At 41.9% G+C, this 22,679-nt stretch carries 20 protein-coding genes; 14 read left to right on the top strand and 6 right to left on the bottom strand.

What is annotated here, in order from left to right:
- The coding region (locus V7K60_RS12795) for a hypothetical protein (protein WP_334926001.1) at window positions 1–381 on the top strand (381 nt) is incomplete at its 5' end.
- 208 nt (window positions 382–589) lie between these two features.
- Here the strand turns inward: V7K60_RS12795 and V7K60_RS12790 are convergent.
- Together V7K60_RS12790 and V7K60_RS12785 are read right to left on the bottom strand one after the other, a co-directional pair.
- Window positions 590–853, bottom strand: a complete 264-nt coding sequence (locus V7K60_RS12790; protein WP_334925999.1) for a type II toxin-antitoxin system RelE family toxin — start codon at window positions 851–853, stop codon at window positions 590–592.
- A complete protein-coding gene (locus V7K60_RS12785; RefSeq protein WP_334925997.1) occupies window positions 853–1,098 on the bottom strand; it encodes a hypothetical protein in 246 nt (81 codons plus the stop codon). The genes V7K60_RS12790 and V7K60_RS12785 overlap by 1 nt, the downstream gene beginning before the upstream one ends.
- A gap of 228 nt (window positions 1,099–1,326) precedes the next feature.
- Between V7K60_RS12785 and V7K60_RS12780 the strand changes: the two genes are divergently transcribed.
- The 12 genes from V7K60_RS12780 to V7K60_RS12725 all read left to right on the top strand — a co-directional run bounded on the left by V7K60_RS12780 (window position 1,327) and on the right by V7K60_RS12725 (window position 10,662).
- Complete coding sequence (locus V7K60_RS12780; protein ID WP_334925995.1) at window positions 1,327–1,497, top strand: type II toxin-antitoxin system Phd/YefM family antitoxin; 171 nt, start codon at window positions 1,327–1,329, stop codon at window positions 1,495–1,497.
- Window positions 1,498–1,661: 164 nt separating this feature from the next.
- A complete protein-coding gene (locus V7K60_RS12775; protein WP_334925993.1) occupies window positions 1,662–1,892 on the top strand; it encodes a hypothetical protein in 231 nt (76 codons plus the stop codon).
- Between the two features lie 154 nt (window positions 1,893–2,046).
- A complete protein-coding gene (locus V7K60_RS12770) occupies window positions 2,047–2,442 on the top strand; it encodes a hypothetical protein (RefSeq protein WP_334925991.1) in 396 nt (131 codons plus the stop codon).
- Window positions 2,443–2,574: 132 nt separating this feature from the next.
- Complete coding sequence (locus V7K60_RS12765; RefSeq protein WP_334925989.1) at window positions 2,575–3,621, top strand: BMP family protein; 1,047 nt, start codon at window positions 2,575–2,577, stop codon at window positions 3,619–3,621.
- A gap of 194 nt (window positions 3,622–3,815) precedes the next feature.
- Window positions 3,816–5,282, top strand: a complete 1,467-nt coding sequence (locus V7K60_RS12760; RefSeq protein WP_334925987.1) for an ABC transporter ATP-binding protein — start codon at window positions 3,816–3,818, stop codon at window positions 5,280–5,282.
- A 66-nt stretch (window positions 5,283–5,348) separates the two neighbouring features.
- Entirely contained in the window at window positions 5,349–5,909 is a 561-nt protein-coding gene (locus V7K60_RS12755; RefSeq protein ID WP_334926009.1) for a zeta toxin family protein, read from the top strand.
- Window positions 5,902–6,111, top strand: coding sequence for a hypothetical protein (locus V7K60_RS12750; RefSeq protein WP_099102553.1), 210 nt, complete (start codon window positions 5,902–5,904; stop codon window positions 6,109–6,111). The genes V7K60_RS12755 and V7K60_RS12750 overlap by 8 nt, the downstream gene beginning before the upstream one ends.
- Before the next feature lie 87 nt (window positions 6,112–6,198).
- Window positions 6,199–7,239: an ABC transporter permease gene (locus V7K60_RS12745; RefSeq protein WP_334925985.1), complete on the top strand. Its 1,041-nt coding sequence runs from the start codon at window positions 6,199–6,201 to the stop codon at window positions 7,237–7,239.
- Window positions 7,240–7,304: 65 nt separating this feature from the next.
- Window positions 7,305–8,243, top strand: coding sequence for an ABC transporter permease (locus tag V7K60_RS12740; protein ID WP_334925983.1), 939 nt, complete (start codon window positions 7,305–7,307; stop codon window positions 8,241–8,243).
- Window positions 8,244–8,372: 129 nt separating this feature from the next.
- Window positions 8,373–9,131, top strand: coding sequence for an ATP-binding cassette domain-containing protein (locus V7K60_RS12735; RefSeq protein WP_334926007.1), 759 nt, complete (start codon window positions 8,373–8,375; stop codon window positions 9,129–9,131).
- The gene (locus V7K60_RS12730; protein WP_334925981.1) at window positions 9,128–9,760 is read left to right on the top strand and encodes an ABC transporter permease; all 633 of its coding nucleotides are present in this window, start codon (window positions 9,128–9,130) and stop codon (window positions 9,758–9,760) included. The genes V7K60_RS12735 and V7K60_RS12730 overlap by 4 nt, the downstream gene beginning before the upstream one ends.
- Window positions 9,760–10,662 carry a glycine betaine ABC transporter substrate-binding protein gene (locus V7K60_RS12725; RefSeq protein WP_334925979.1) on the top strand — a complete coding sequence of 301 codons (903 nt, stop codon included), beginning with the start codon at window positions 9,760–9,762 and terminating at the stop codon, window positions 10,660–10,662. The genes V7K60_RS12730 and V7K60_RS12725 overlap by 1 nt, the downstream gene beginning before the upstream one ends.
- Window positions 10,663–10,914: 252 nt before the next feature.
- Here the strand turns inward: V7K60_RS12725 and V7K60_RS12720 are convergent, their stop codons facing one another.
- The 4 genes from V7K60_RS12720 to V7K60_RS12705 form a co-directional block, all read right to left on the bottom strand.
- Window positions 10,915–11,544 (bottom strand): Uma2 family endonuclease, encoded by a 630-nt coding sequence (locus V7K60_RS12720; protein WP_334925977.1) that lies wholly within the window; start codon window positions 11,542–11,544, stop codon window positions 10,915–10,917.
- A 100-nt stretch (window positions 11,545–11,644) separates the two neighbouring features.
- The gene (locus V7K60_RS12715; RefSeq protein WP_334925975.1) at window positions 11,645–14,596 is read right to left on the bottom strand and encodes a beta strand repeat-containing protein; all 2,952 of its coding nucleotides are present in this window, start codon (window positions 14,594–14,596) and stop codon (window positions 11,645–11,647) included.
- A gap of 171 nt (window positions 14,597–14,767) precedes the next feature.
- Window positions 14,768–17,674: a beta strand repeat-containing protein gene (locus V7K60_RS12710; protein ID WP_334925973.1), complete on the bottom strand. Its 2,907-nt coding sequence runs from the start codon at window positions 17,672–17,674 to the stop codon at window positions 14,768–14,770.
- A gap of 526 nt (window positions 17,675–18,200) precedes the next feature.
- Complete coding sequence (locus V7K60_RS12705) at window positions 18,201–20,309, bottom strand: beta strand repeat-containing protein (protein ID WP_334925971.1); 2,109 nt, start codon at window positions 20,307–20,309, stop codon at window positions 18,201–18,203.
- A 579-nt stretch (window positions 20,310–20,888) separates the two neighbouring features.
- Here V7K60_RS12705 and ggt point away from each other — a divergent pair.
- The gene (gene ggt / locus V7K60_RS12700; protein ID WP_334925969.1) at window positions 20,889–22,658 is read left to right on the top strand and encodes a gamma-glutamyltransferase; all 1,770 of its coding nucleotides are present in this window, start codon (window positions 20,889–20,891) and stop codon (window positions 22,656–22,658) included.
- Window positions 22,659–22,679 lie beyond the last annotated feature (21 nt).

The following is a 22,679-nucleotide window of genomic DNA, read 5'->3' as shown; positions in this document are numbered from 1 at the left end:
CCACCAGAGTTATTTTCAGAAGCCTTAGCAGTAGCAAGGGCGATTCAGGATGAGTCTTCTCGTGCCAACGCCTTGACTGCCTTAGCTAAGAATCTACCACCAGAGTTATTTTTAGAAGCCTTAGCAGCAGCAAAGACGATTCAGAATGAGTCTTCTCGTGCCAATACCTTGAGTACCTTAGCTGACAGTTCATCACAAACGCCAGCTGCCGAACTTTTTTTACTTTGGCAAGATTCGCTTCATGAACTATCCCTTCGCACTCGTCCTAATTTGCTGCAAGATATCAAAGTATGGGTTCCAGTTATCTTTGCATTAGGTGGTGAAGCAGCAATATTAGAAATTGCTCGTGCGATTGTGGATGTGGGGCGATGGTGGAAATAATTTGTAATTCGTAATACTTCGGCTACGCTCAGTACAAGTTCGTAATTTGTAATTTAAGAGAGTTAGATTTAACTTGCATCTGTAGCGTGATTTTGGTCAATTGGTATAAGGGGATGCAGGATCTATAGTTTTAAGCGAAGTGCGATCGCCTATATTGGTCTTTCCTACAAAACACTAGGCGATCGCATTTCCGTTGAGCATATCTCAACTAACTTTTTTTATAAACATCTTTCCGATGCTTGCACTGCAAAATTTGTACGAGTTGACTTTCATCATCAATTTCATAACGAACTCTATAATCACCTATCCGAATACGATACTCGTTATCAGAACCTTTTAACTTGACAATTCCATCGGGACGTGGTTCCGAAGCAAGATATTGGATTTTCTCAATAACACGCAGAGCAATATCATTTGGCAAGTTATCGATCTGCTTTTGTACCGACTTTGAAATAGCGATCGCATAACTCATTATCTCTGCTCTGAGCGGTTAGCAAGATATTCATCTATAGTCACGGACTCACCATTGCTATACTCAGCGCGAACTGCTTCAATTTCTGCCAGTGTTTCTGCATCATCTTCGTATAACGCTTCTTCGGCTTCAAAAATTTGTTGCTCAATTAGCTCTTGAAGTTGACGTTTTTCTGTTAAATCAAGAGAAGATATTGCTTCTGCTAAAGTTTCTAAGGAGAGTTGTAATTTAACAATGGCTGGCATTTTTCTCCTATTGGGTGTATTATTTCGCATTTTGACACCATTATGCTGATTTTAACAGTTATATTTTTGTCAAACTGAAAGTCTTTGAGTTGTGTTTCAGGAAAAATGCATCTAAATTTCACGCTTGTGTGGTACGGCGCAGCAATTGGATTTGTCTAACTTGCGATCGCGATCGCCCACCCATCTAGTGTTATCGTAAAGAATATTAGGAATTAATTACCAAGGCAGATGACTATCACTGTCAACGTTACTGAAGCAACCGCCAAATTTAGTGAACTTCTCAATCAAGTACTGCTCAGTGAAGAAGTCGTAATTGCTCAACAGGGGATTCCAGTTGCACGTCTAGTCGCCCTCACAAATACCAGTTCTCCTCGCATTCAGAGAATTTGCCAATTGTGACAATTGATCGGCAAATTATACAATATCTTGTTCAAACGATATGGTAATGGCGATCGCCTGTTGTTGCTCTGCTTACACAGCGATATCTAGCAACAAATTGCTGCTTACTCACTTCCCAACATACTGAAGCAGCTACGCAACTTACGGGAGCTGCTACGCAACTTATGGGAGCTGCTACGCAACTTATGGGAGCAGCTTCGCAACTTATGGGAGCAGCTTCGCAACTTATGGGAGCAGCTTCGCAACTTATGGGAGCAGCTTCGCAACTTATGGGAGCAGCTTCACAACTTACGGGAGCAGCTTCGCAACTTACGGGAGCAGCTTTGCAACTTACGGGAGCAGCTTTGCAACTTGTGGGAGCAGCTTTCCTTAAAGTTTTGATGAAGCTTAGATAATTATCTCTATAAATACCAACATTCAGTAATTAAATTACGAAAAATTACTGCTATAACTTGAAAAATTTATTACAAAAATTGTGAGTTTTGCTGAACCAGAATCCACATTAATTGAGGCAAGCTAGCTCTATAAGCATTTTAAAGGAGTAGTTTTATGTCTCGTAAAAAACGTACATCCCGTATTTTAGAAAAAGCTCAGTTAAGATCCGCCGGACTAAAATCGATTGTTCCAAACATCAAATTTGATGAAAATTATAGTTTGGAAAAACTAATTGAGTCAATCGACCAGTTACGCAACAAAATTGATGTTTATAATACTGCTCTGTCTGTAGTTGACTCTTCTAAAACTGAAATTGAAGAGATGGAAAAAAACTTGAGTCAGCTTTCTGAAAAGATGCTGATGGTGGTTGGTATCAAATACGGCAAAGACAGCCGCGAATATGAGATGGCGGGTGGTGTTCGCTATAGTGATCGCATCCGCAAAATTAGGTCGAGTCGCTTGAAAAATGTTGCAGAACAAGCATCTGATGAAAATACTAAAACTGCATAGAATACAGGAGTAGGGCAAGAGACGGCGATTTATCGCGTTTTTGAGAAATCCGGGAGAAATTGTTTCCAAAATACCACCTACGACTTTAGAGTGTTGAAATAACTCAAATAGTTATCTATCTGAAGGCGAGGTATGACAACAAACTTTAGTCGGCGTAAATTTATCTTGCTCGGTTCAGCAGGATTTGGTACTAGTTTATTGCTGCAAGCTTGCAGTAATAAGCCAACGACACCAACGGGTGGTACTGAAGGGTTTAAAATAGCGATCGCTCTCCCTGGAATGATTACCGATAAAGCCTGGAATCAATCTGGTTATGAAGGAATCAATCTAGCAAAACAAAAGCTAGGTGCAGAAACTGCCTATGTCGAAAAAGTAGCACAAGCAGATCAAACAGAAGTATTAACAGATTTTGCTCGTAAAGGTTACAATCTCATCTTCGCGCATGGCGGACAATTTGATGCCGCAATTGAACAAGTCGCCTCACAGTTCCCCAACACATTTTTTGTGGGAGTAAATGGTAATCTCAAGGCTGAGAATATTGCTTCTTTACGAATAGATCACCTACAAGCTAGTTATTTATGTGGCTTAATCGGTGCTTCTGTTACTAAATCTAATAAATTAGCTTATATTACTGGAGAGAAGTTTCCCGCAACCGAAGGAGAACTGCGGGGATTTGAATTAGGAGCAAAGTCTGTTAAACCAAATATCCAAATTACTTCTACTTTTACAGGTGATTGGAATGATGTTGCCAAAGCCAAAGAAGCGACTCTAGCATTAATTTCTTCCGGGGCTGATGTCATCTATCAATGGTTAGATAATGCCTCAGCCGCAGTCTTACAAACAGCAGGTGAAAAAGGAGTATATGCTTTTGGTAACACTAAAGATCAATTAGATGTTGCACCAAAAGCTGTCTTAACCAGCGCTGTCAAACGCTTAGACTTAGCTATAGTTTATATAGCAGAATTAGCCAAACAAAAACAAATCAAAGGACAAATATATACAATTGGGCTAGAAAGAACAGATATCTTATTTTTAGGAAAATTCGGAGCAATCATACCGGAGGCAGTAAAGCAAAAGGTATTGAATGTAAAGCAAGAAATTGTTAATAAAAAAATCGTTTTTGAAGACTGCAAAGAGGCTGGTAAGGATACGCGCTGCGTGAAGAAAACGACAACATAATGCCCTCATCCCCTAACCCCTTCTCCCATGTTGGGAGAAGGGAAATTGGAGAATTATCCTCCCCTCTCTCAATTTGGGAGAGGGGCTGGGGGTGAGGGCAAAACTCATGCAGTCAGGAGATTTTAGCTGAAGTTAACACCTATGGGCACTGCCGTGCCCCTACGGATGTACCTCACGCAAACGAGAAGTGCTATATGAACTATTTACACTTAAAAAATATTACCAAACGCTTTGGGTCTTTTATTGCTAACGACAATATCAATCTCTCTGTTGCATCTGGAACTATTCATGCAATACTAGGTGAAAATGGTGCAGGTAAGAGTACTTTAATGAATATTATTAGTGGACTCTATCAACCTGATGCTGGTGAGATTTATCTCCAAGAACAACTAATAAAAATTACCTCACCAAATGAGGCAATTAAATTAGGTATTGGCATGATTCACCAACACTTCATGCTTGTACCCCAATTGACTGTTACAGAAAATATCATCTTAGGGACGGAGAAAACTTGGCGGCTAAATTTACAATATAAACAGCAAGAAATTGCCGCATTATCCCAAGCTTATGGATTAGAAATTGACCCTAATGCCAAAGTTGAAAATTTATCTGTTGGGGCACAACAACGCGTAGAAATTCTCAAAGTTCTCTACCGTCGAGCAAAATTGTTGATTCTTGATGAACCTACAGCAGTTTTGACACTGCCAGAAGTAGAATCATTAATTGCTATCTTGCGCCAATTAGCAGCCGCAGGCAATACAATCATTTTTATCAGTCATAAATTAGAAGAGGTAATGAATCTTTGTGATTCAGTAACAGTTTTACGCCAGGGAAAGGTAGTAGCAACAACATCAACTGAAGCGGCGACACCTCAGCAGTTAGCAACATTGATGGTAGGACAGGAAGTAGCTTTACAGTTAAATAAAAGTCCTACATTACCAGGAGAAATCATCCTATCAGTGCAAAATTTACAAGTTGCTGATGAAAGAAATATTCCTGTTGTAAATAATGTATCTTTTGAACTGCGGGCAGGAGAAATTTTAGGAATTGCTGGTGTAGATGGTAATGGACAACGAGAATTAGCTGATGCCATTGCTCTTTTGCAGACTATTAAGCAAGGTAAAATCGAGTTTACGCCCAAGCATTCCTTAGTGGGCTACATCCCAGAAGATAGGCAGACAATGGGATTGGTGTTGCAATTTAGCATTGCCCAAAATTTAATTTTAAAAGCTTTTAAATATCTGCCATTTTGTCGCTGTTTTTTGTTACAACAAGAAGCGATCGATAATCGTGCCCAAGCTGCAATGCAAGAGTTTGACATTCGGGCGACTGGGAAAGATATCAAGGTAAGTCAGCTTTCGGGAGGAAATCAACAGAAAGTGGTGTTAGCGCGAGAACTGGCGCTAACACCAGCTTTAATTATCGCCATGCAACCCACAAGGGGGTTAGATGTAGGGGCAACAGTAGCTGTCCAGTCTCAAATATTAACAGAACGCGATCGCGGTGCCGCAATTTTGTATATTTCTACAGAGTTAGAAGAAGTGATCGCAATGAGCGATCGCATTGCCGTAATCTACAGAGGTGAGTTTGTGGCTATTTTGGATGCAGCCACGGCGAAGGTGGAAGAAATTGGTTTATTGATGGGTGGGGGGATACGGTGACGGGGAGATAAAATAACACGGAGAGGAGAAATTTAATTATACAAAATTTGTATGCCGAGTCTTTAGATCATTGGTGGTGCAAATGGTTCAGGAAAAACTACTGTTTCAATGAGTTTGTTACCGAATTTTCTAGACTGTTTTGAGTACGTAAATGCAGATGCTATTGCTGCTGGACTATCTCCATTAAATCCCGATTCAATGGCTATGGAAGCAGGAAGGTTAATGATTATGCGACTGCGGACATTATCTAATTCAGGTAGTGATTTTGCTTTTGAAATGACGCTAGCAGCTAGAAGTTTTGCACCTTTTATTATTGATTGTAGAGCAAAAGACTACACAATTAACTTAATATACTTTTGGTTACAAAGCGTTGACTTGGCAGTAGAACGAGTAGCAGTAAGGGTTGCTAGTGGTGGACACTCGATTCCAGAAGATGTTATTCGTAGACGCTACCAACGAGGGCGAATAAATTTGATTTCTTTATACTTATCTTTGTGCGATCGCTGGATTATCTATGATAACTCTAACAATGATACTAGGTTAGTAGCTGAGTATCGTCGTGGTCAACAAATTGTTGTTTATGAAAATGCAATTTGGAATCAAATTAAAGGACAGAAAAATGGCTGAACAAGAATTAGAGCTTTTATCAAGCAAAATTGATGCTGGAGTCAAAGCCGCAATTGCAGCAGCAATTGAAAGACATCGCCAGCTTGGTCAATCCATTAGTATTATGCAAAATGGAAAGGTTGTGACTTTAACTGCTGATGAGATTCCAGCATTTCAAAATCAGCAGAACAGTCAGAACAAAATTAACCTGATAGATGTCTGATGAATTGTTCAATTTGATCCAGTTTTGAGGAGTGAATAAACTGTATAGGAAATCATACCTCCAAACCTAACGATCGCAAGTAATCGCATGAAATTTCTCTTACCAATCCTATCACCGCTGATTGCGATTGCCTCCGCTCTCATCGTCGGTGCTATCCTCATGCTAATTGCTGGGGCAAATCCCATCACTGCATACAGCATTTTATTTCAAGAATCTCTCTCTACCTACTTTGGATTTGGTAACACCCTCACCAAAATGACACCGCTATTGTTCACTAGCTTAGGCGTGTTAGTAGCATTGCGGGCTGGGCAATTTAATATCGGTGGAGAAGGACAAATTTATCTGGGTGCGTTGGGAAGTACTTTAATTGGGTTATACGTGCAAGGATTACCTGCAGTGATTCATATTCCCTTAGCACTTTTGGCAGGATTTTTCTTTGGTGCAGTTTGGGGTTTGATTCCTGGTTATCTCAAAGCAATGCGCAAAGTAAATGAGGTAATTACTACATTGTTGCTTAACTATATCGCCGTGAATTTAGTTAGCTACCTCGTCCAAAATCCATTAATGGCAGTAGGTGCGCCTAGTCCTTATTCGCCATTAATTGCTAAAACATCGCGTTTGCCGATTATATTACCCCAAAGCCTCGCCCATGCTGGGATTTTATTCGGTTTAATTGCCGCAGGTATTTTATGGGTATTATTAGTGCGATCGCCACTAGGTTATCAAATTACAGCAGTGGGATTTAACCCGATTGCCGCCCGTTATGCCCACATATCTGTTGAACGTACCATTATGCTGGTGATGGCTTCTTCAGGTGGTTTAGCTGGGTTAGCTGGAAGTTGTGAGGTGATGGGGTTGAAATATCGGCTATTTGAACAAGTTTCCCCAGGTTATGGATTTGATGCCATTGCGATCGCTTTTTTAAGTCGTGGTAGTGTTATCGGTGTAGTATTGACTTCTTTGTTTTTTGCAGCGCTTCGCAGTGGTGCGAATGTGATGCAGCGTAGTGCAGGTGTGCCGGTAACTGTAGTTTATGCGATTCAGGGGTTTATGGTGTTGTTTATTGCTATCAGTCTCGCAGTCGAAAGAGAGATAAGAATAAAAACGCAGAGGGGCGCGAAGGTTTAACACAGAGAAAACTCTGCGAAACTTTGCGCTTTCTTTTGCGAACCTCTGCGTTAAAAAATAACTCTATGAATAATCTCAACTTCTTCTCTGATTACTTAATAGCTACTTTGCGTCTAGCCGTCCCCTTAGCATTTGCAGCCCTTGGAGGATTGTACTCGGAACGATCAGGAGTGTTAAATATCGCCTTAGAAGGGATGTTGCTTACAGGTGCTTTTACTAGCACTGTGGCTACTTTCTACACTAATAATCCCTGGCTTGGTATCCTTGCATCCTTGATTGCAGGGGGATTAGTCGGACTACTCCATGCTATTTTGTGTGTAACTTTGCGTGTCGATCAATTGGTATCTGGGCTAGCAATTAATCTTATCGCAGCTGGGTTAACATCGTTTTTGTCCCGATTAGTGTTTAGTGGCAGTAGTACACAGGAGTTACCTGGAATCGGGGCAATTATTATTCCTGGTTTAGCCAATATTCCCCTGATAGGGGCGCTACTATTTCAGCAAGATTTTTTAGTATATTTATTATTTATCTTAGTTATTTTAACTAGATACATTTTATTTAAAACTAGCTTTGGACTGACATTGCGGGCAGTGGGTGAATCTCCGAAAGCTGCTGACACATCTGGAATTTCCGTAACATTTGTCCGTTATATTGCTGTGGTGATTAGTGGTTGTCTTGTGAGTTTAGGAGGTGCTTATTTAACTTTGGTACAAGTAAGATTTTTTGCCGAGGGGATGAGTGCTGGTAAAGGATTTATTGCGATCGCAGCATTAATTTTTGGCAGATGGCATCCTGTAGGTAGTGCTTTGGCTTGTTTGCTGTTTGGGGCTACAGAAGCTTTACAACTGCGAATTCAGGCATTAGGGGCAAATATCCCTTACCAATTTTTAGTTATGCTACCTTATGCGATCGCTTTATTAGCATTAGTGGGATTAATGGGGAAATCTACACCCCCGAAAGCTTTAGGTACTCCCTACTTTGGAGAAAATCGCCACTCAGACTAATTTAACGTGAGCGGTGTTCGCAATAGCAGACTAAAATGGTCTAAGCCAATGAGGAAAAGCAAATTGGGCGTTAGCGCCCTAGCAAAATCAGCACATAATACAATAGCTAGCGTCCCCCAAAAGCCACTCATGCCCCAAAATAACCAAACCGCCGTCGAATTCCGCGATGTCACTTTTAGCCGCAACCATCGCCCATTGGTGTCAAATCTCAATTTCACCATCCGCCAAGGAGAAGCATTAGTATTACTTGGACGCAGTGGTAGCGGCAAAACCACGACAATGAAGTTAATTAATCGCCTATTTACACCTACACAAGGCGAAGTTTTATTTGATGGCATTCCCACAACTCAATGGAATGAAATTAAACTGCGACGAAAAATTGGTTACGTCATTCAAGAAATTGGTTTATTTCCCCATTTCACTGTCGAACGCAATGTGGGTTTAGTCCCATCTTTAGAAGGTTGGCAACCCAAACAAATTAAAACGCGGGTTTATGAACTGTTGCAATTGGTAGGCTTAGAACCAGCACAATTTGCTGGGCGTTATCCACACGAACTTTCAGGAGGACAAAGGCAAAGAGTCGGGGTAGCGAGGGCTTTAGCAGCAGATCCGCCAGTGTTGTTGATGGATGAACCCTTTGGCGCACTCGATCCAATTACGCGGCTAGAACTGCAACAAGAGTTTCGGCATTTGCAGCAAGAGTTAGGCAAAACTGTTGTGTTTGTTACCCACGATATTCAAGAAGCCTTTGTGTTGGCATCGAGAATTGGTTTAATGTCTGGCGGAGAATTGGTAGTATTGGGGACGAGAGATGAATTTATGCGATCGCAACACCCAGAAAGCCTCGCCTTTCTGCAATGTCTGCGTTCTCTGCAAGATACTTTATGAAAAATTTCTTCCTGGTTAAGTATGCCCCAGAAATTCTTCAGCATACTCTTGAACATCTATTTTTAGTAGGCATTGCAATCGGAATTGCCATACTTGTAGGCATTCCATTAGGTATTTTAATTACACGTAAAACCTATCTCCGTCAACCAATTCTCGGCATAGCGAATATTCTCCAAACTATTCCCAGTTTGGCGCTGTTTGGCTTACTCATTCCTGTTCCTATAATTGGCGGAATTGGTGCAGTACCAGCAATTGTTGCCCTGACTGTATATTCCTTGCTGCCGATAATTCGTAACACTTACACAGGTATTACTAGTGTCGATCCAGCGATTAGAGAAGCTGGGAGAGGCATGGGAATGACAGACAGACAATTATTATTACAAGTTGAGATACCCTTGGCACTGGGAGTAATTTTAGCAGGTGTGCGACTCGCAACAGTAATTGCCATTGGTATTGCAACTATTGCCGCAGCAATTGGGGCTGGTGGTTTGGGAGTATTTATTTTTCGTGGTATATCAGTAGTGAACGATCAGTTAATTTTAGCTGGTGCAGTTCCGGCGGCGGCAATTGCATTATTGGCTGACTTCACAATTGGCTGGATGGAGAATAAATTAAAAATTAAAAATTAATGAAAAGATTTTTTACACTTTGCTTTTTAAGTTTTGCCTTGTTATTGGTAATCACTGGCTGCACGCCGAATTTAAATAGTAATAACGGTGCTAATATTATTGTTGCTTCCAAAGATTTTACCGAACAAGATATTTTAGGTGAACTTTTAGCAGAGCAAATTGAGGCGACAACTAATTTAAAAGTGGAACGTCGTTTCCGTTTGGGTGGTTCTTTCATCTGTCATAGTGCTATTACTTCTGGAAAAATTGATGCGTATATTGAGTACACAGGCACATCTTTTACTGGAATTTTGAAGCAAAAAGCAGTTAATGACCCTAAAGAAGTTTATCAGAAGTTAAAACAACTTTATGCCCAGCAATTTAATTTGGAAGTCATGCCAAGCTTAGGTTTTGAAAACACTTTTGCGATGATTATCCGGGGTGAAGATGCCAAGCGTAATAATATTCAAACTCTCTCCCAAGCTTCTCAATATACACCTCAGTGGCGCGGCGGTTTTGGCTATGAATTTTTGGAAAGGGAAGATGGTTTTCCGGGATTAGCTAAAACCTACGGGTTACTTTTTGCTAAACCTCCCCAAATTATGGACTTGGGTTTAGTATATCGTGCTCTGATTCAAAAACAAGTGGATATGGTGGCGGGTAGTTCCACAGATGGGCAGATTTCCCGCTTGGATGTAGTGGTGCTAAAGGATGATAAAAAATATTTTCCTCCTTATGAAGCTGCACCAATTGTTCGACAAGAAACTTTAAAAAAATATCCCGAATTAAGAACAGCGATCGCTTCCCTCGCTGGAAAGATTTCGGCAGATGAAATGCGACAGTTAAACTATTTAGTTGAGGGAGAATTACGTAATGTTAAAGATGTTGTCCAGGAGTTTCGGAAATCGAAAGGATTAAAATAATTTGTAATTAAAAGTTAGAGTAACACACTCTTCTAGTCTGTCAACTTTAAATTGATGAGTAAGTAATACCAATTTGAAAAAATAATGCGACAAATAGACTATTTGTAGAGACGCAATGAATTGCGTCTTTACCCAAGGATATGTTGCAATTATTAATTAAATTAGTAAAAGTTCGTAGTCAGGACTTTAGTCCTTATCCTCTAAACACTAAAGTACTTACTACAAACCCTCAAAACTCGCTTAAACATTGTACTACTGCTGTTCGCCCAAAAAGTTCTTTAACCACCTAATAACTTCACTTGTTGTTTGCTCATTGGTCATTTGAAGACATTGCTGCACAATTTCTCTAACGTTAGGAAAGTAACTGCTTTGTGTAAGCACATAACTTTCTTCCTGCAATCGATAAATTAATAATTGATTACTCTTTAATATCCAGACTTCTGGCACTCGATAAGGCAAGAAATCATTAATGTCGGTGTAGCTTGTTACATCTATTTCAATAGCTAAATCTGGTGGTGGATCTGACTCCCAATCAATTCTTTTTTTCCCTACTACTGCTCTGCAATTTTCAATGTAAAAGCAAAAGTCTGGTTCAATGCCACTAATTTCTGGCAAGCTCATGGTGATAGGCGTAAATGATTCGTACACGCGGTTTAAATGATCCAGCAAAACCTTAGCAATATCTGCCAGCAAACTCGCATCTCTTCCATGCTCTGGGAGCGGTGCCATCAGCAAAATTTCTCCTCTGCGATATTTAATGCGAGGTGAGGAGCGATCGCCTAGTTGCTGACTCAATACTTGATAATCTTTCCAGTCTCCCAAAAGCTTCAACACGGCGCCAGGTGGTAATTCGATTCTTTCTGGTGTAATTACGGTATCCATAATTAGCTCGCATTTTAGATATTGGCGTAGACGCGTTAGGCGGAGCCTCTCGTAGAGAAGCGGCTTGTCGCCAGACATCGCACTACATGGAAGATAATGATTAAACAACTACAAAATTGTTGTTCGTTAGTGACAACCCAGCAGATAATCCGGCAAATTGTACCTGAGTAAATGCGCCTGCACTACCATCAGAGTCAAAGAACAATGCACCTGTAGTGGAATTATAAATAAATCGCTGGCTGCTAGTGGTTGCAGATTCTCCAAGTGTAAACTGACTTGCCTGAAGTACACCTGCTGATAAACCGCCACCAAAACCAGCAGCCGACACCTGAATTAGTTCATTCGGTTCATTAATCGCACCGAAGTCACGTATCAAATCGAGACCTTCGTCGAAACTATTGAAAACAAAGGTATCAGTACCACCTTCCCCAAACAGCCGATCATTACCCTTACCACCGATGATGATCGCATTGCCCTCACCGCCTCTAAGGGTATCATCACCATTGCCACCTTCAAGGGTGCTGTTACCAGTGGCACTAGAGGCTATCAGGGAATCATTACCATCGCCCCCACCTAATAAATTATTGCCTGTTGAACTGTAACTGTAAACATTCAATGTATCGTTACCAACACCACCGTTGAGGGTGTTATTACCAGAGGTAGTGAAAGAAGGGATATAGAGAAAATCATTACCATCGCCCCCATCTAATAGATTATTGTCTCCTGAACTCTCAACATTCAATGTATCGTTACCAGCACCACCGTTGAGGGTGTTATTGCCAGAGATGCTACTTCCAACGTAATTTGAGAATTCGTCGTAAACGTCACTCAAAGCCTGTAAAGAATCATTGCCACTGCCTCCATTAAGGAGGTGATTTCCTTTTGAAAAACTAATATCCAAGAAATCTTCACCAGCGCCGCCATCTATTGTATCGTTACCATTGCCTGAACGGAGCGTATCATTACCATTGCTTCCAACAAGATAATCATCGTAGTTTGTACCTGTGATATTTAATTGTTCGATGTTCTTGTAGCTAAACACTGTTGTGTCCGCCGTTGAAGAAATTGCTCCAATGTTAGTAGTCGCATCAAAAGTCGAAGTAATTCTAGTGGTAGCACTGCTATAACTCAAAGACAAGGTGTCGTTACCTGTTCCCCCGTCTACTGCTTGAGTCACTAACGTAGATAAAGAGTAGAAATTTAAAGAATCATCGCCATTCCCGCCATTGACGGTGTTATTGCCATCGCCACCGTTGAGAGTATCATTGCCATCGCCACCGTTGAGAGTATCATTGCCATCGCCACCCCTCAAAATGTCATTGCCACTTAAGCCTTCAATAATGTCATCACCACCTTGAGCATTGATCACATCATTTGAATTGTCAAATCCACTAACATTGTTGTCTAGGTCGTTTAGGAAGGTGACTGTGTTTTTTTTAAATACAGTGCTTTGGGTGGAGTTGGCATCGAAGACATCAAAGCTGTCGGTGATGCTAGTTTGCCCATAAAATAGAATATTACCTAAATCTATAGTGGCTCCAGTAGATTTGGTGAGGTTTTCAAGGTTTTCTAGGGCAAAGTTTTCCAGGATGAATCTGATACCATACCCTTGAAAGGTGATTGACAAACTTGTGCCATTCTGGGTAAGAAGCAAATTGTCGGCAGTGAAGCCACTGTTGTCCTGGAATATCAGAGTATCCACTTCGGCTATGACTGCTGCTGTGGGGTTTGTTCCTTTACCTACTCCAGTAAAATCGGCGATTGTATAAGTGCCAGTATTAATCGCGTCGTTGCCTCTGTAATTAGCCGTGTCGTTGCTTAAGCCTTTGTAAACAAATTTATCCTTACCACCGCCGCCTGTGAGGCTATCCTTACCACCGTTGAGGGTGTTATTACCAGTGGTTAGAGTATCATTGCCATCGCCCCCAGAAAGGAGGTTATTGCCAGATGAGCGAGAGTCGAAGTAGTTGACAAAAACATTGTAAGCATAGCCAGAGATATCTAGAAAATCATTGCCATCGCCTCCAAAAAGCAGGTTATCGCCATTTGATCCACTAGCGCTCAAGGTATCATCACCAGCACCACCGTTGAGGGTGTTATTGCCATCTGAACGAGAGTTATCCGCTCTGGCCTCCCCAGTGCTTTTACTCCCAGAGATGGAGAGAGAATCATTGCCATTGCCTCCATCTAAGAGGTTATCCCCGAATGAACCGCTAGCATCCAAAGAGTCGTCACCAACACCACCGTTGAGGGTATTATTGCCTAAAGAGCGATTGTCGACTTCTTGGTCGGTATAGATGGAGTCCGTGTAGCTGCCAGAGGCTGTCAGAGAATCATTCCCATCGCTACCAAAAAGCCGATTATTACCTAAGGGGAAGTCAGCATCTAAAGAGTCGTCACCAACACCACCGTTGAGGGTATTATTGCCCGCACCACCTCTCAAAAGGTCATTGCCACTTAAGCCTTCAATAATGTCATCACCCCCTTGACCATTGATCACATCATTTGAATTGTCAAATCCACTAACATTGTTGTCTAGGTCGTTTAGGAAGGTGACTGTGTTTTTTTTAAATACAGTGCTTTCGGTGGAGTTAGCATCGAAGACATCAAAGCTGTCGGTGATGGTAGTTTGCCCATAAAACAGAATATTGCCCAAATCTACAGTGGCTCCAGTGGATTTGGTAAGGTTATCCAGGGTTTCTAGGGCAAAGTTTTCTAGGATAAATTTGTAAAAATCAAACCCTTGAAAGCTGATTGACAAACTTGTGCCATTCTGGGTGAGGAGCAAGTTTTGTGCAGTGAAGCTACTAGATTTCTGGAAACTTAGGGTATCCACTTCGGCAATGACTGCTGCTGTTGGGTTTGTTCCTTTACCTACTCCACCGAAATCGGCGATCGTATTAATTAAGTTTAAGTTGCCGTCAGGAAATATATCATTGCCACCGCCACCAGTTAGGGTGTTATACTGCTCGCCATCAGCTAGGGTGTCATCGTTGTAATTTGAAGCGCTCTGTAGGGTATCGTTACCGTTGGTTCCAATGATAATTGCCATAAGTTTTTCCTACCTGAATCGATTTTTGGAGTAACTTCAGTTGTCAATAATCGAGTTAGTGCTGTTCGAGCGCACAAATAATCTGCCAAAAGTTGAAGCTTTCAACATACCTTATTCAGTCTTTAGATTATTTTTGTCCTTTGCGGCTAAGTGATGAAACTCAAATAACGATTAAACAACTACAAAATTGTTGTTCGTTAGTGACAACCCAGCAGATAATCCGGCAAATTGTACCTGAGTAAATGCGCCTGCACTACCATCAGAGTCAAAGAACAATGCACCTGTAGTGGAATTATAAATAAATCGCTGGCTGCTAGTGGTTGCAGATTCTCCAAGTGTAAACTGACTTGCCTGAAGTACACCTGCTGATAAACCGCCACCAAAACCAGCAGCCGACACCTGAATTAGTTCATTCGGTTCATTAATCGCACCGAAGTCACGTATCAGATCGAGACCTTCATCGAAACTATTGAAAACAAAGGTATCAATACCACCTTCCCCAAACAGCCAATCATTACCCTTGCCACCGATGAGGATAGCATCGCCAAAGCCACCTCTAAGGGTATCATCACCATTGCCACCTTTGAGGGTGTTAATACCGTCACTAAAGACTATCAGGGAATCATTACCATCGCCCCCATCTAATATGTTGGCACTTGAACCGCCAACATCCAATGTATCGTTACCAACACCACCGTTGAGGGTGTTATTACCTGAGGTAGAATAGGCTATCAGAGAATCATTACCATCGCCCCCATCTAATAGATTATCGTCTGCTGAACCGAAAATATCCAATGTATCGTTACCAGCACCACCGTTGAGGGTGTTATCGCCAGAGGTTCTACGCTCAAGGTAATCTCCGAATTCGTCGTAAAAGGAACTCAAGGCCCGTAAAGAATCATTGCCATCGCCTCCATTGAGGAGGTGATCCCCTGTTGAAAAACTAATATCCAAGAAATCTTCACCAGCGCCGCCATCTATTGTATCGTTACCATTGCCTGAGGGGAGCGTATCATTACCATTGCTTCCCAGAAGATAATCATCGTAGTCTGTACCTATGATATTTAATTGTTCGATATTCTTGTAGCTAAACACTGTTGTGTCCGCGGTCGTCGAAATTGCTCCAATGTTAGTAGTCGGATTGAAAGTCGAAGTAATTCCCGTGGTAGCACTGCTATAACTGAAAGACAAGGTGTCGTTACCTGTTCCCCCGTCTACCGTTTGAGTCACTAACGTAGATAGGGAGCCGAAACTTAAGGAATCATCGCCATCGCCACCGTTGAGAGTATTATTGCCATCACCACCCCTCAAAATGTCATTGCCACTTAAGCCTTCAATAATGTCATCACCCCCTTGACCATTGATCACATCATTTGAATTGTCAAATCCACTAACATTGTTAGATAGGTCGTTTAGGAAGGTGACTGTGTTTTTTTTAAAGACAGTGCTTTGGGTGGAGTTGGCATCGAAGACATCAAAGCTGTCAGTGATGGTAGTTTGCCCATAAAACAGAATATTGCCTAAGTCTACAGTGGCCCCAGTGGATTTGCTGAGGTTATCAAGGTTGGACAGAGCAAAGTTTTCCAGGATGAATCTGGTATCACCATACCCTTGAAAACTGATTGACAAACTTGTGCCATTCTGGGTAAGAAGCAAATTGTCGGCAGTGAAGCCACTATTGTCCTGGAATATCAGAGTATCGACTTCGGCTATGACTGCTGCTGTGGGGTTTGTTCCTTTACCTACTCCAGTAAAATCGGCGATTGTATGAGTGCCAGTATTAATCGTGTCGGTGATTCTGCCACTATTAGTCGTGTCGTTGCTTAAGCCTTTGTAAACAAATTTATCCTTACCACCGCCGCCTGTGAGGCTATCTTTACCACCACCGCCTGTAAGGCTATCATCGCCATTACCACCGTTGAGGGTGTTATTACCAGTGGCACCAGAGGCTGTTAAAGTATCATTGCCATTGCCCCCAGAGAGGAGGTTTTTGCCAGATGAGCGAGAGTTGTAGCCAGAGTCAAAATATCGGTAAATAAAGCCAGAGATATCTAGAAAATCATTGCCATCTCCTCCAAAAAGCAGGTTATCGCCATTTGAACCACTAGCGCTCAAGGTATCATCACCAGCACTACCGTTGAGGATGTTATCGCCATCTGAGCGAGAGTTAAACGCTCCGTACTCCTCACCTCTTTGATTCCCAGAGATGGAGAGAGAATCATTGCCGTCGCCTCCATCTAAGAGGTTATCCCCGAATGAACCGCTAGCATTTAAAGTATCGTCACCAGCACCACCGTTGAGGGTATTGTTGCCTAAAGAGCGATCATCGTAGTCTGGTAAGTAGGAGTAGTATTTGTCGCTGCCAGAGATATCTAGAAAATCATTGCCATCACCACCAAAAAGCCGATTATTGCTTGAGGGGGAGTCAGCATACAAGGTATCGTCACCAACACCACCGTTGAGGGTATTATTGCCTGCACCACCCCTCAATATGTCATTGCCACTTAAGCCTTCAATAATGTCATCACCCCCTTGACCATTGATCACATCATTTGAATTGTCAAATCCACTAACATTGTTAGATAGGTCGTTTAGGAAGGTGACTGTGTTTTTTTTAAAGACAGTGCTTTGGGTGGAGTTGGCATCAAAGACATCAAAGCTGTCGGTGATCGTAGTTTGCCCATAAAACAGAATATTGCCTAAGTCTACAGTGGCCCCAGTGGATTTGCTGAGGTTATCAAGGTTGGACAGAGCAAAGTTTTCTAGGATAAATCCGCTATTACCAAACCCTTGAAAGCTGATTGACAAACTTGTGCCATTCTGGGTGAGGAGCAAGTTTTGGGCAGTAAAGCCACTATAGCTCTGGAAACTTAGGGTATCCACTTCGGCAATGACTGCTGCTGTTGGGTTTGTTCCTTTACCTACTCCACCGAAATCGGGGATCGTATTAATGTAGTTTGAGCCGCCGTAAAAAAATATATCGTTGCCACCGCCCCCAGTTAGGGTGTCGTAGTTATCGTAGTAATCGGAAGTGCCCTTTAGGGTGTCGTTACCGCTGGTTCCAATGATAATTGCCATAACTTTTTCCTGATTGAATCGATTTTTGGAGTAACTTTAGTTGTCAATAATCGAGTTAGTGCTGTTTGATGGCACAAATAATGTGCCAAAAGTTGAAGCTTTCGGCATACCTTATTCAGTCTTTAGATAGAGTCGCAAATTGTTCATTAAAGATTTCCCCTTTAATTCGCTGGTAAACATTACTATCCCAGTATTGAGGACTATCTAAGTCTTAAACACTGTACAAAATTTAGTTGGTTTGTCAACGTATAAGTCTTACTAGTATTCAAAATAGGGAACACTTGAGACAGCATAAAACAGGAAATCTTTCTGTATTCGTTGTCGGCGTAGCTTGCCGCTGTAAACATCGCGCTTGAATTTCTATCTGGAAAATAGGAAACATCAAAATAACTCAACAATCACTAAATACCGAATATTTACTTAGATGTCTATCTTTTCCAAAAATCTTTGCATACTCTTCATATTTATAATCGTTCAAGTGGGGGTAGGAGAGCGATGCTTACAGCGGCAAGCTACCCAAATAAGATTAAACAACCACAAAATTGTTATTTGTTAGTGACAACCCAGCAGATAATCCGGCAAATTGTACCTGAGTAAATGCGCCTGCACTACCATCAGAGTCAAAGAACAATGCACCTGTAGTGGAGTTATAAATAAATCGCTGGCTGCTAGTGGTTGCAGATTCTCCAAGTGTAAATTGACTTGCCTGAAGTACACCTGCTGATAAACCGCCACCAAAACCAGCAGCCGATACCTGAATTAGTTCATTCGGTTCATTAATCGCACCGAAGTCACGTATCAGATCGAGACCTTCATCGAAACTATTGAAAACAAAAGTATCATTGCCATCGCCACCCCTCAAAATATCATTGCCACTTAAGCCTTCAATAATGTCATCACCCCCTTGACCATTGATCACATCATTTGAATTGTCAAATCCACTAACATTGTTGTCTAGGTCGTTTAGGAAGGTGACTGTGTTTTTTTTAAATACAGTGCTTTGGGTGGAGTTGGCATCGAAGACATCAAAGCTGTCGATGATGGTAGTTTGCCCATAAAACAGAATATTGCCCAAATCTACGGTGGCTCCAGTAGATTTGGTGAGGTTATCCAGGTTTTCTAGGGCAAAGTTTTCCAGGACGAATCTGGTATCACCAAACCCTTGAAAGCTGATTGACAAACTTGTGCCATTCTGGGTGAGAAGCAAATTCTTAGCAGTAAAGCCACTATTGTCCTGGAATATCAGAGTATCCACTTCGCCTATGATTGCTGTTGTGGGGTTTGTTCCTTTACCTACTCCAGTAAAATCAGCGATCGTAGTAGTGCCATTATTAATCGTGTCGTCGCCTGTGAAAGTATTAGTCCTGTCGTTGCTTAAGCCTTTGTAAACAAATTTATCCTTACCACCGCTGCCTGTGAGGCTATCCTTACCACCACCGCCTGTAAGGCTATCATCGCCATTACCACCGTTGAGGGTGTTATTACCAGTGGCACCAGAGGCTGTTAGAGTATCATTGCCATCTCCCCCAGAGAGAAGGTTCTTGCCAGATGAACGAGAGTTGAAGGAAAAGTCAAAATTTCGGTAAATATAGCCATATATGTCTAGAAAATCATTGCCATCGTCTCCATCTAACAGGTTATCGCCATTTGAACCACTAGCACTCAAGATATCATCACCAGCACCACCTTTGAGGGTGTTATCGCCATCTGAGCGAGAGTTATCCACTGTGTACTCCGCACTGATTTGACTCCCAGAGATGGAGAGAGAATCATTGCCATCGCCTCCATCTAAGAGGTTATCCCCGAATGAACCGCTAGCATCCAAAGAGTCGTCACCAACACCACCGTTGAGGGTATTATTGCCTAAAGAGCGATTGTCGACTTCTTGGTCGGTATAGATGGAGTCCGTGTAGCTGCCAGAGGCTGTCAGAGAATCATTCCCATCGCTACCAAAAAGCCGATTATTACCTAAGGGGAAGTCAGCATCTAAAGAGTCGTCACCAACACCACCGTTGAGGGTATTATTGCCCGCACCACCTCTCAAAAGGTCATTGCCACTTAAGCCTTCAATAATGTCATCACCCCCTTGACCATTGATCACATCATTTGAATTGTCAAATCCACTAACATTGTTGTCTAGGTCGTTTAGGAAGGTGACTGTGTTTTTTTTAAAGACAGTGCTTTGGGTGGAGTTGGCATCGAAGACATCAAAGCTGTCGGTGATAGTAGTTTGCCCATAAAACAGAATATTGCCCGAATCTACAGTGGCTCCAGTGGATAAGCTTAGGTTATCCAGGGTTTCTAGGGCAAAGTTTTCTAAAATGATTTTGTCAAAGCTAGACCTTTGAGAGTTGATTGACAAACTTGTGCCATTCTGGGTAAGGATCAAGTTTTGGGCAGTGAAGCCACTATAGTTGTGGAAATTTAGGGTATCCACCTCAGCAATGACTGCTGCTGTGGGGTTTGTTCCTTTACCTACTCCATCGAAATCGGCGATTGTATTAATGAAGTTTGAGCCGTCACCAAAAAAAAATATATCTTTGCCACCGCCACCAATTAGGGTATCGTAGTAATCGTTGTAATCTAAAGCGCCCTGTAGGGTATCGTTACCGTTGGTTCCAATGATAATTGCCATAAGTTTTTCTTACCTGAATCGATTTTTAGAGTAACTTCAGTTGTCAATAATCGAGTTAGTACTGTTTGATGGCACAAACAATTTGCCAAAATTTAAAGCTTTCAGCATACTTTATTCACTCTTTAGATAGAGTCAAAAATCGTTCGTTAAAGATTTTCCTTTTAATTCACTGCAAATATTACTTATCCCAGTATTGAGGATTATTTAAGTCTTAAGCACTGTACAAAATTTAGTTGGTTTGTTAATGCATAAGTCTTACCCTGTTCAAAATAGAGAACACTTAAGACAGCATAAAACAGGAAATCTTTATGCATTCGTTGTCAGCGACCATCCTGGAATTTCTATCTGGAAAATAGGAAACATCAAAAGAACCCAACAATAACTAAATATCGAATATTTACTTAGATGTCTATCTTTTCAAAAAATCTTTGCATACTCTTCATATTTGTAACTGTTCAAGGGGGGTAAGAGAGCAATACCTATGGCGGCAAGCTACGCAAACAATGGTAATTAAAATCTGATAAATTAAGTACACTAAGATGCTAAATATGTATAAGATTTTTTGAGGAATGGTATAAAATGCTTACTGTTGCTAAACCAAAGCGAGTTGCGATCGCAATCTTTTCTTTCAGCGTCTTACTTTACAGTCAAGTTGCATCAGCCGCCTTAACTTTACCCCTACGCAGCAAAAAGGGGATGGTGGTTTCAGCCCATCCCCTAGCAAGTGAAGCGGGAATTTTGATGTTACGCAAAGGGGGTAATGCAGTGGATGCAGCTGTGGCCACAACCTTTGCACTTTCTGTAGTTGAGCCTTTTTCGGCGGGAATCGGCGGCGGCGGATTTTTGCTGATGCACTCTGAGAAAACTGGCGACATGAAAGCGTTAGATTTCCGCGAACGCGCACCCCTGAAAGCTACAAGAAATATGTATCTAGATGCAAAAGGAAAGGTGCGTCCGAATGCAAGTATTAATGGTTATTTGGCAGTAGCGACACCAGGAACGGTAGCAGGACTTTATGAAGTGCATCGTCGCTATGGTAAGCTTTCTTGGCAAGAGGTAATGAAACCTGCGATCGCACTCGCTAAAGATGGCTTTATTCTTAGCAATGTGCTAACTCAGAGGCTCAACCAGCGCCAGCAAGCAATTATCAATAATCCAGCAGCACGGGAAATTTTCACTCACAACGGCGAGTTTTATCAACCAAGGGAGAAACTTGTGCAGCGTGATTTGGAACGCACTTTAACAGCAATTGCCGAAAATCCCCAAAGTTTTTACACCGGAAGTATTGCTCGTGCGATCGCTTCTGATATGGTAAAAAATGGTGGTTTAATTACTCTCGAAGACCTGAAAGCTTATAAACCAATCTGGCGCACTCCCGTTTGTGGCAACTTCCGCAAAGCTAAAATTTGCTCAATGCCACCACCATCATCAGGAGGCGTTCACCTATTGCAGATTTTAAATATTATCGGTGACACTAATTTAAAATCTTTAGGATGGCATCATCCAGACGCGATACATTTAATGGTAGAAGCAATGAAGATTGCTTACAGTGATCGCTCAAAATATTTAGGCGATCCTGATTTTGTCAAAGTCCCTGTACAAGAACTACTCAGTCCAGCTTACGCTAAAAAACGCCGTCAAGAAATTAATATGCAAATGGCTCGACCCTCCACGGAAATCAAGCCAGTAGATTTAAATTCAAAATGTCTACGTCTTCCCTCATCTCCCCCTGCAACGCCAGCCTCATCCCCTTGTCTTCCGCATGAATCTCTCCAAACCACTCATCTGAATGTTGTGGATGAAGAACGCAACGCCGTAAGTTTGACTTTCACGATTAACCTTATTTTTGGTGCTGGTGTGGTGACACCGGGAACTGGAATTGTTCTCAACAATGAGATGGATGATTTTGCCGCTGCGCCAGGAGTGCCTAATGCTTTTGGTTTAGTTGGTAACGATGCCAACAGTATTGCACCTCGCAAAACTCCCCTATCCAGTATGACTCCCACAATTGTCACAGAAAATGGTCATTTTCGGATGGCAGCAGGCGCGCCTGGTGGTAGCACCATCATCACCCAGGTTTTGCAAGTAATCCTGAATGTGCTGGAATACAACATGAATGTTGGTGCGGCTGTTTCTGTTCCACGCATACATCATCAATGGCTACCAGATGAGTTGCGCGTTGAATCCTGGGGCTTGGATGCTCTGACTTTGCAAGACTTACGCCGTCGGGGGCACAAAATTAAGGAAACTACTCCTTGGGGTAATGGTAACGCGATCGCTGTTACATCTGATGGAACTTTAGAAGGAGCCGCCGATCCTCGCGGTGAAGGTTCCCCCAGAGGTTTGTGAGGGAGAGGCGAGAAAGCCAAG

The organism is Nostoc sp., from assembly GCF_036917555.1.
Classification (GTDB): Bacteria; Cyanobacteriota; Cyanobacteriia; order Cyanobacteriales; family Nostocaceae; genus Nostoc.
Note: the sequence above shows the minus strand (reverse complement) of the source record. Positions and strands in the feature narration are given on the sequence as shown.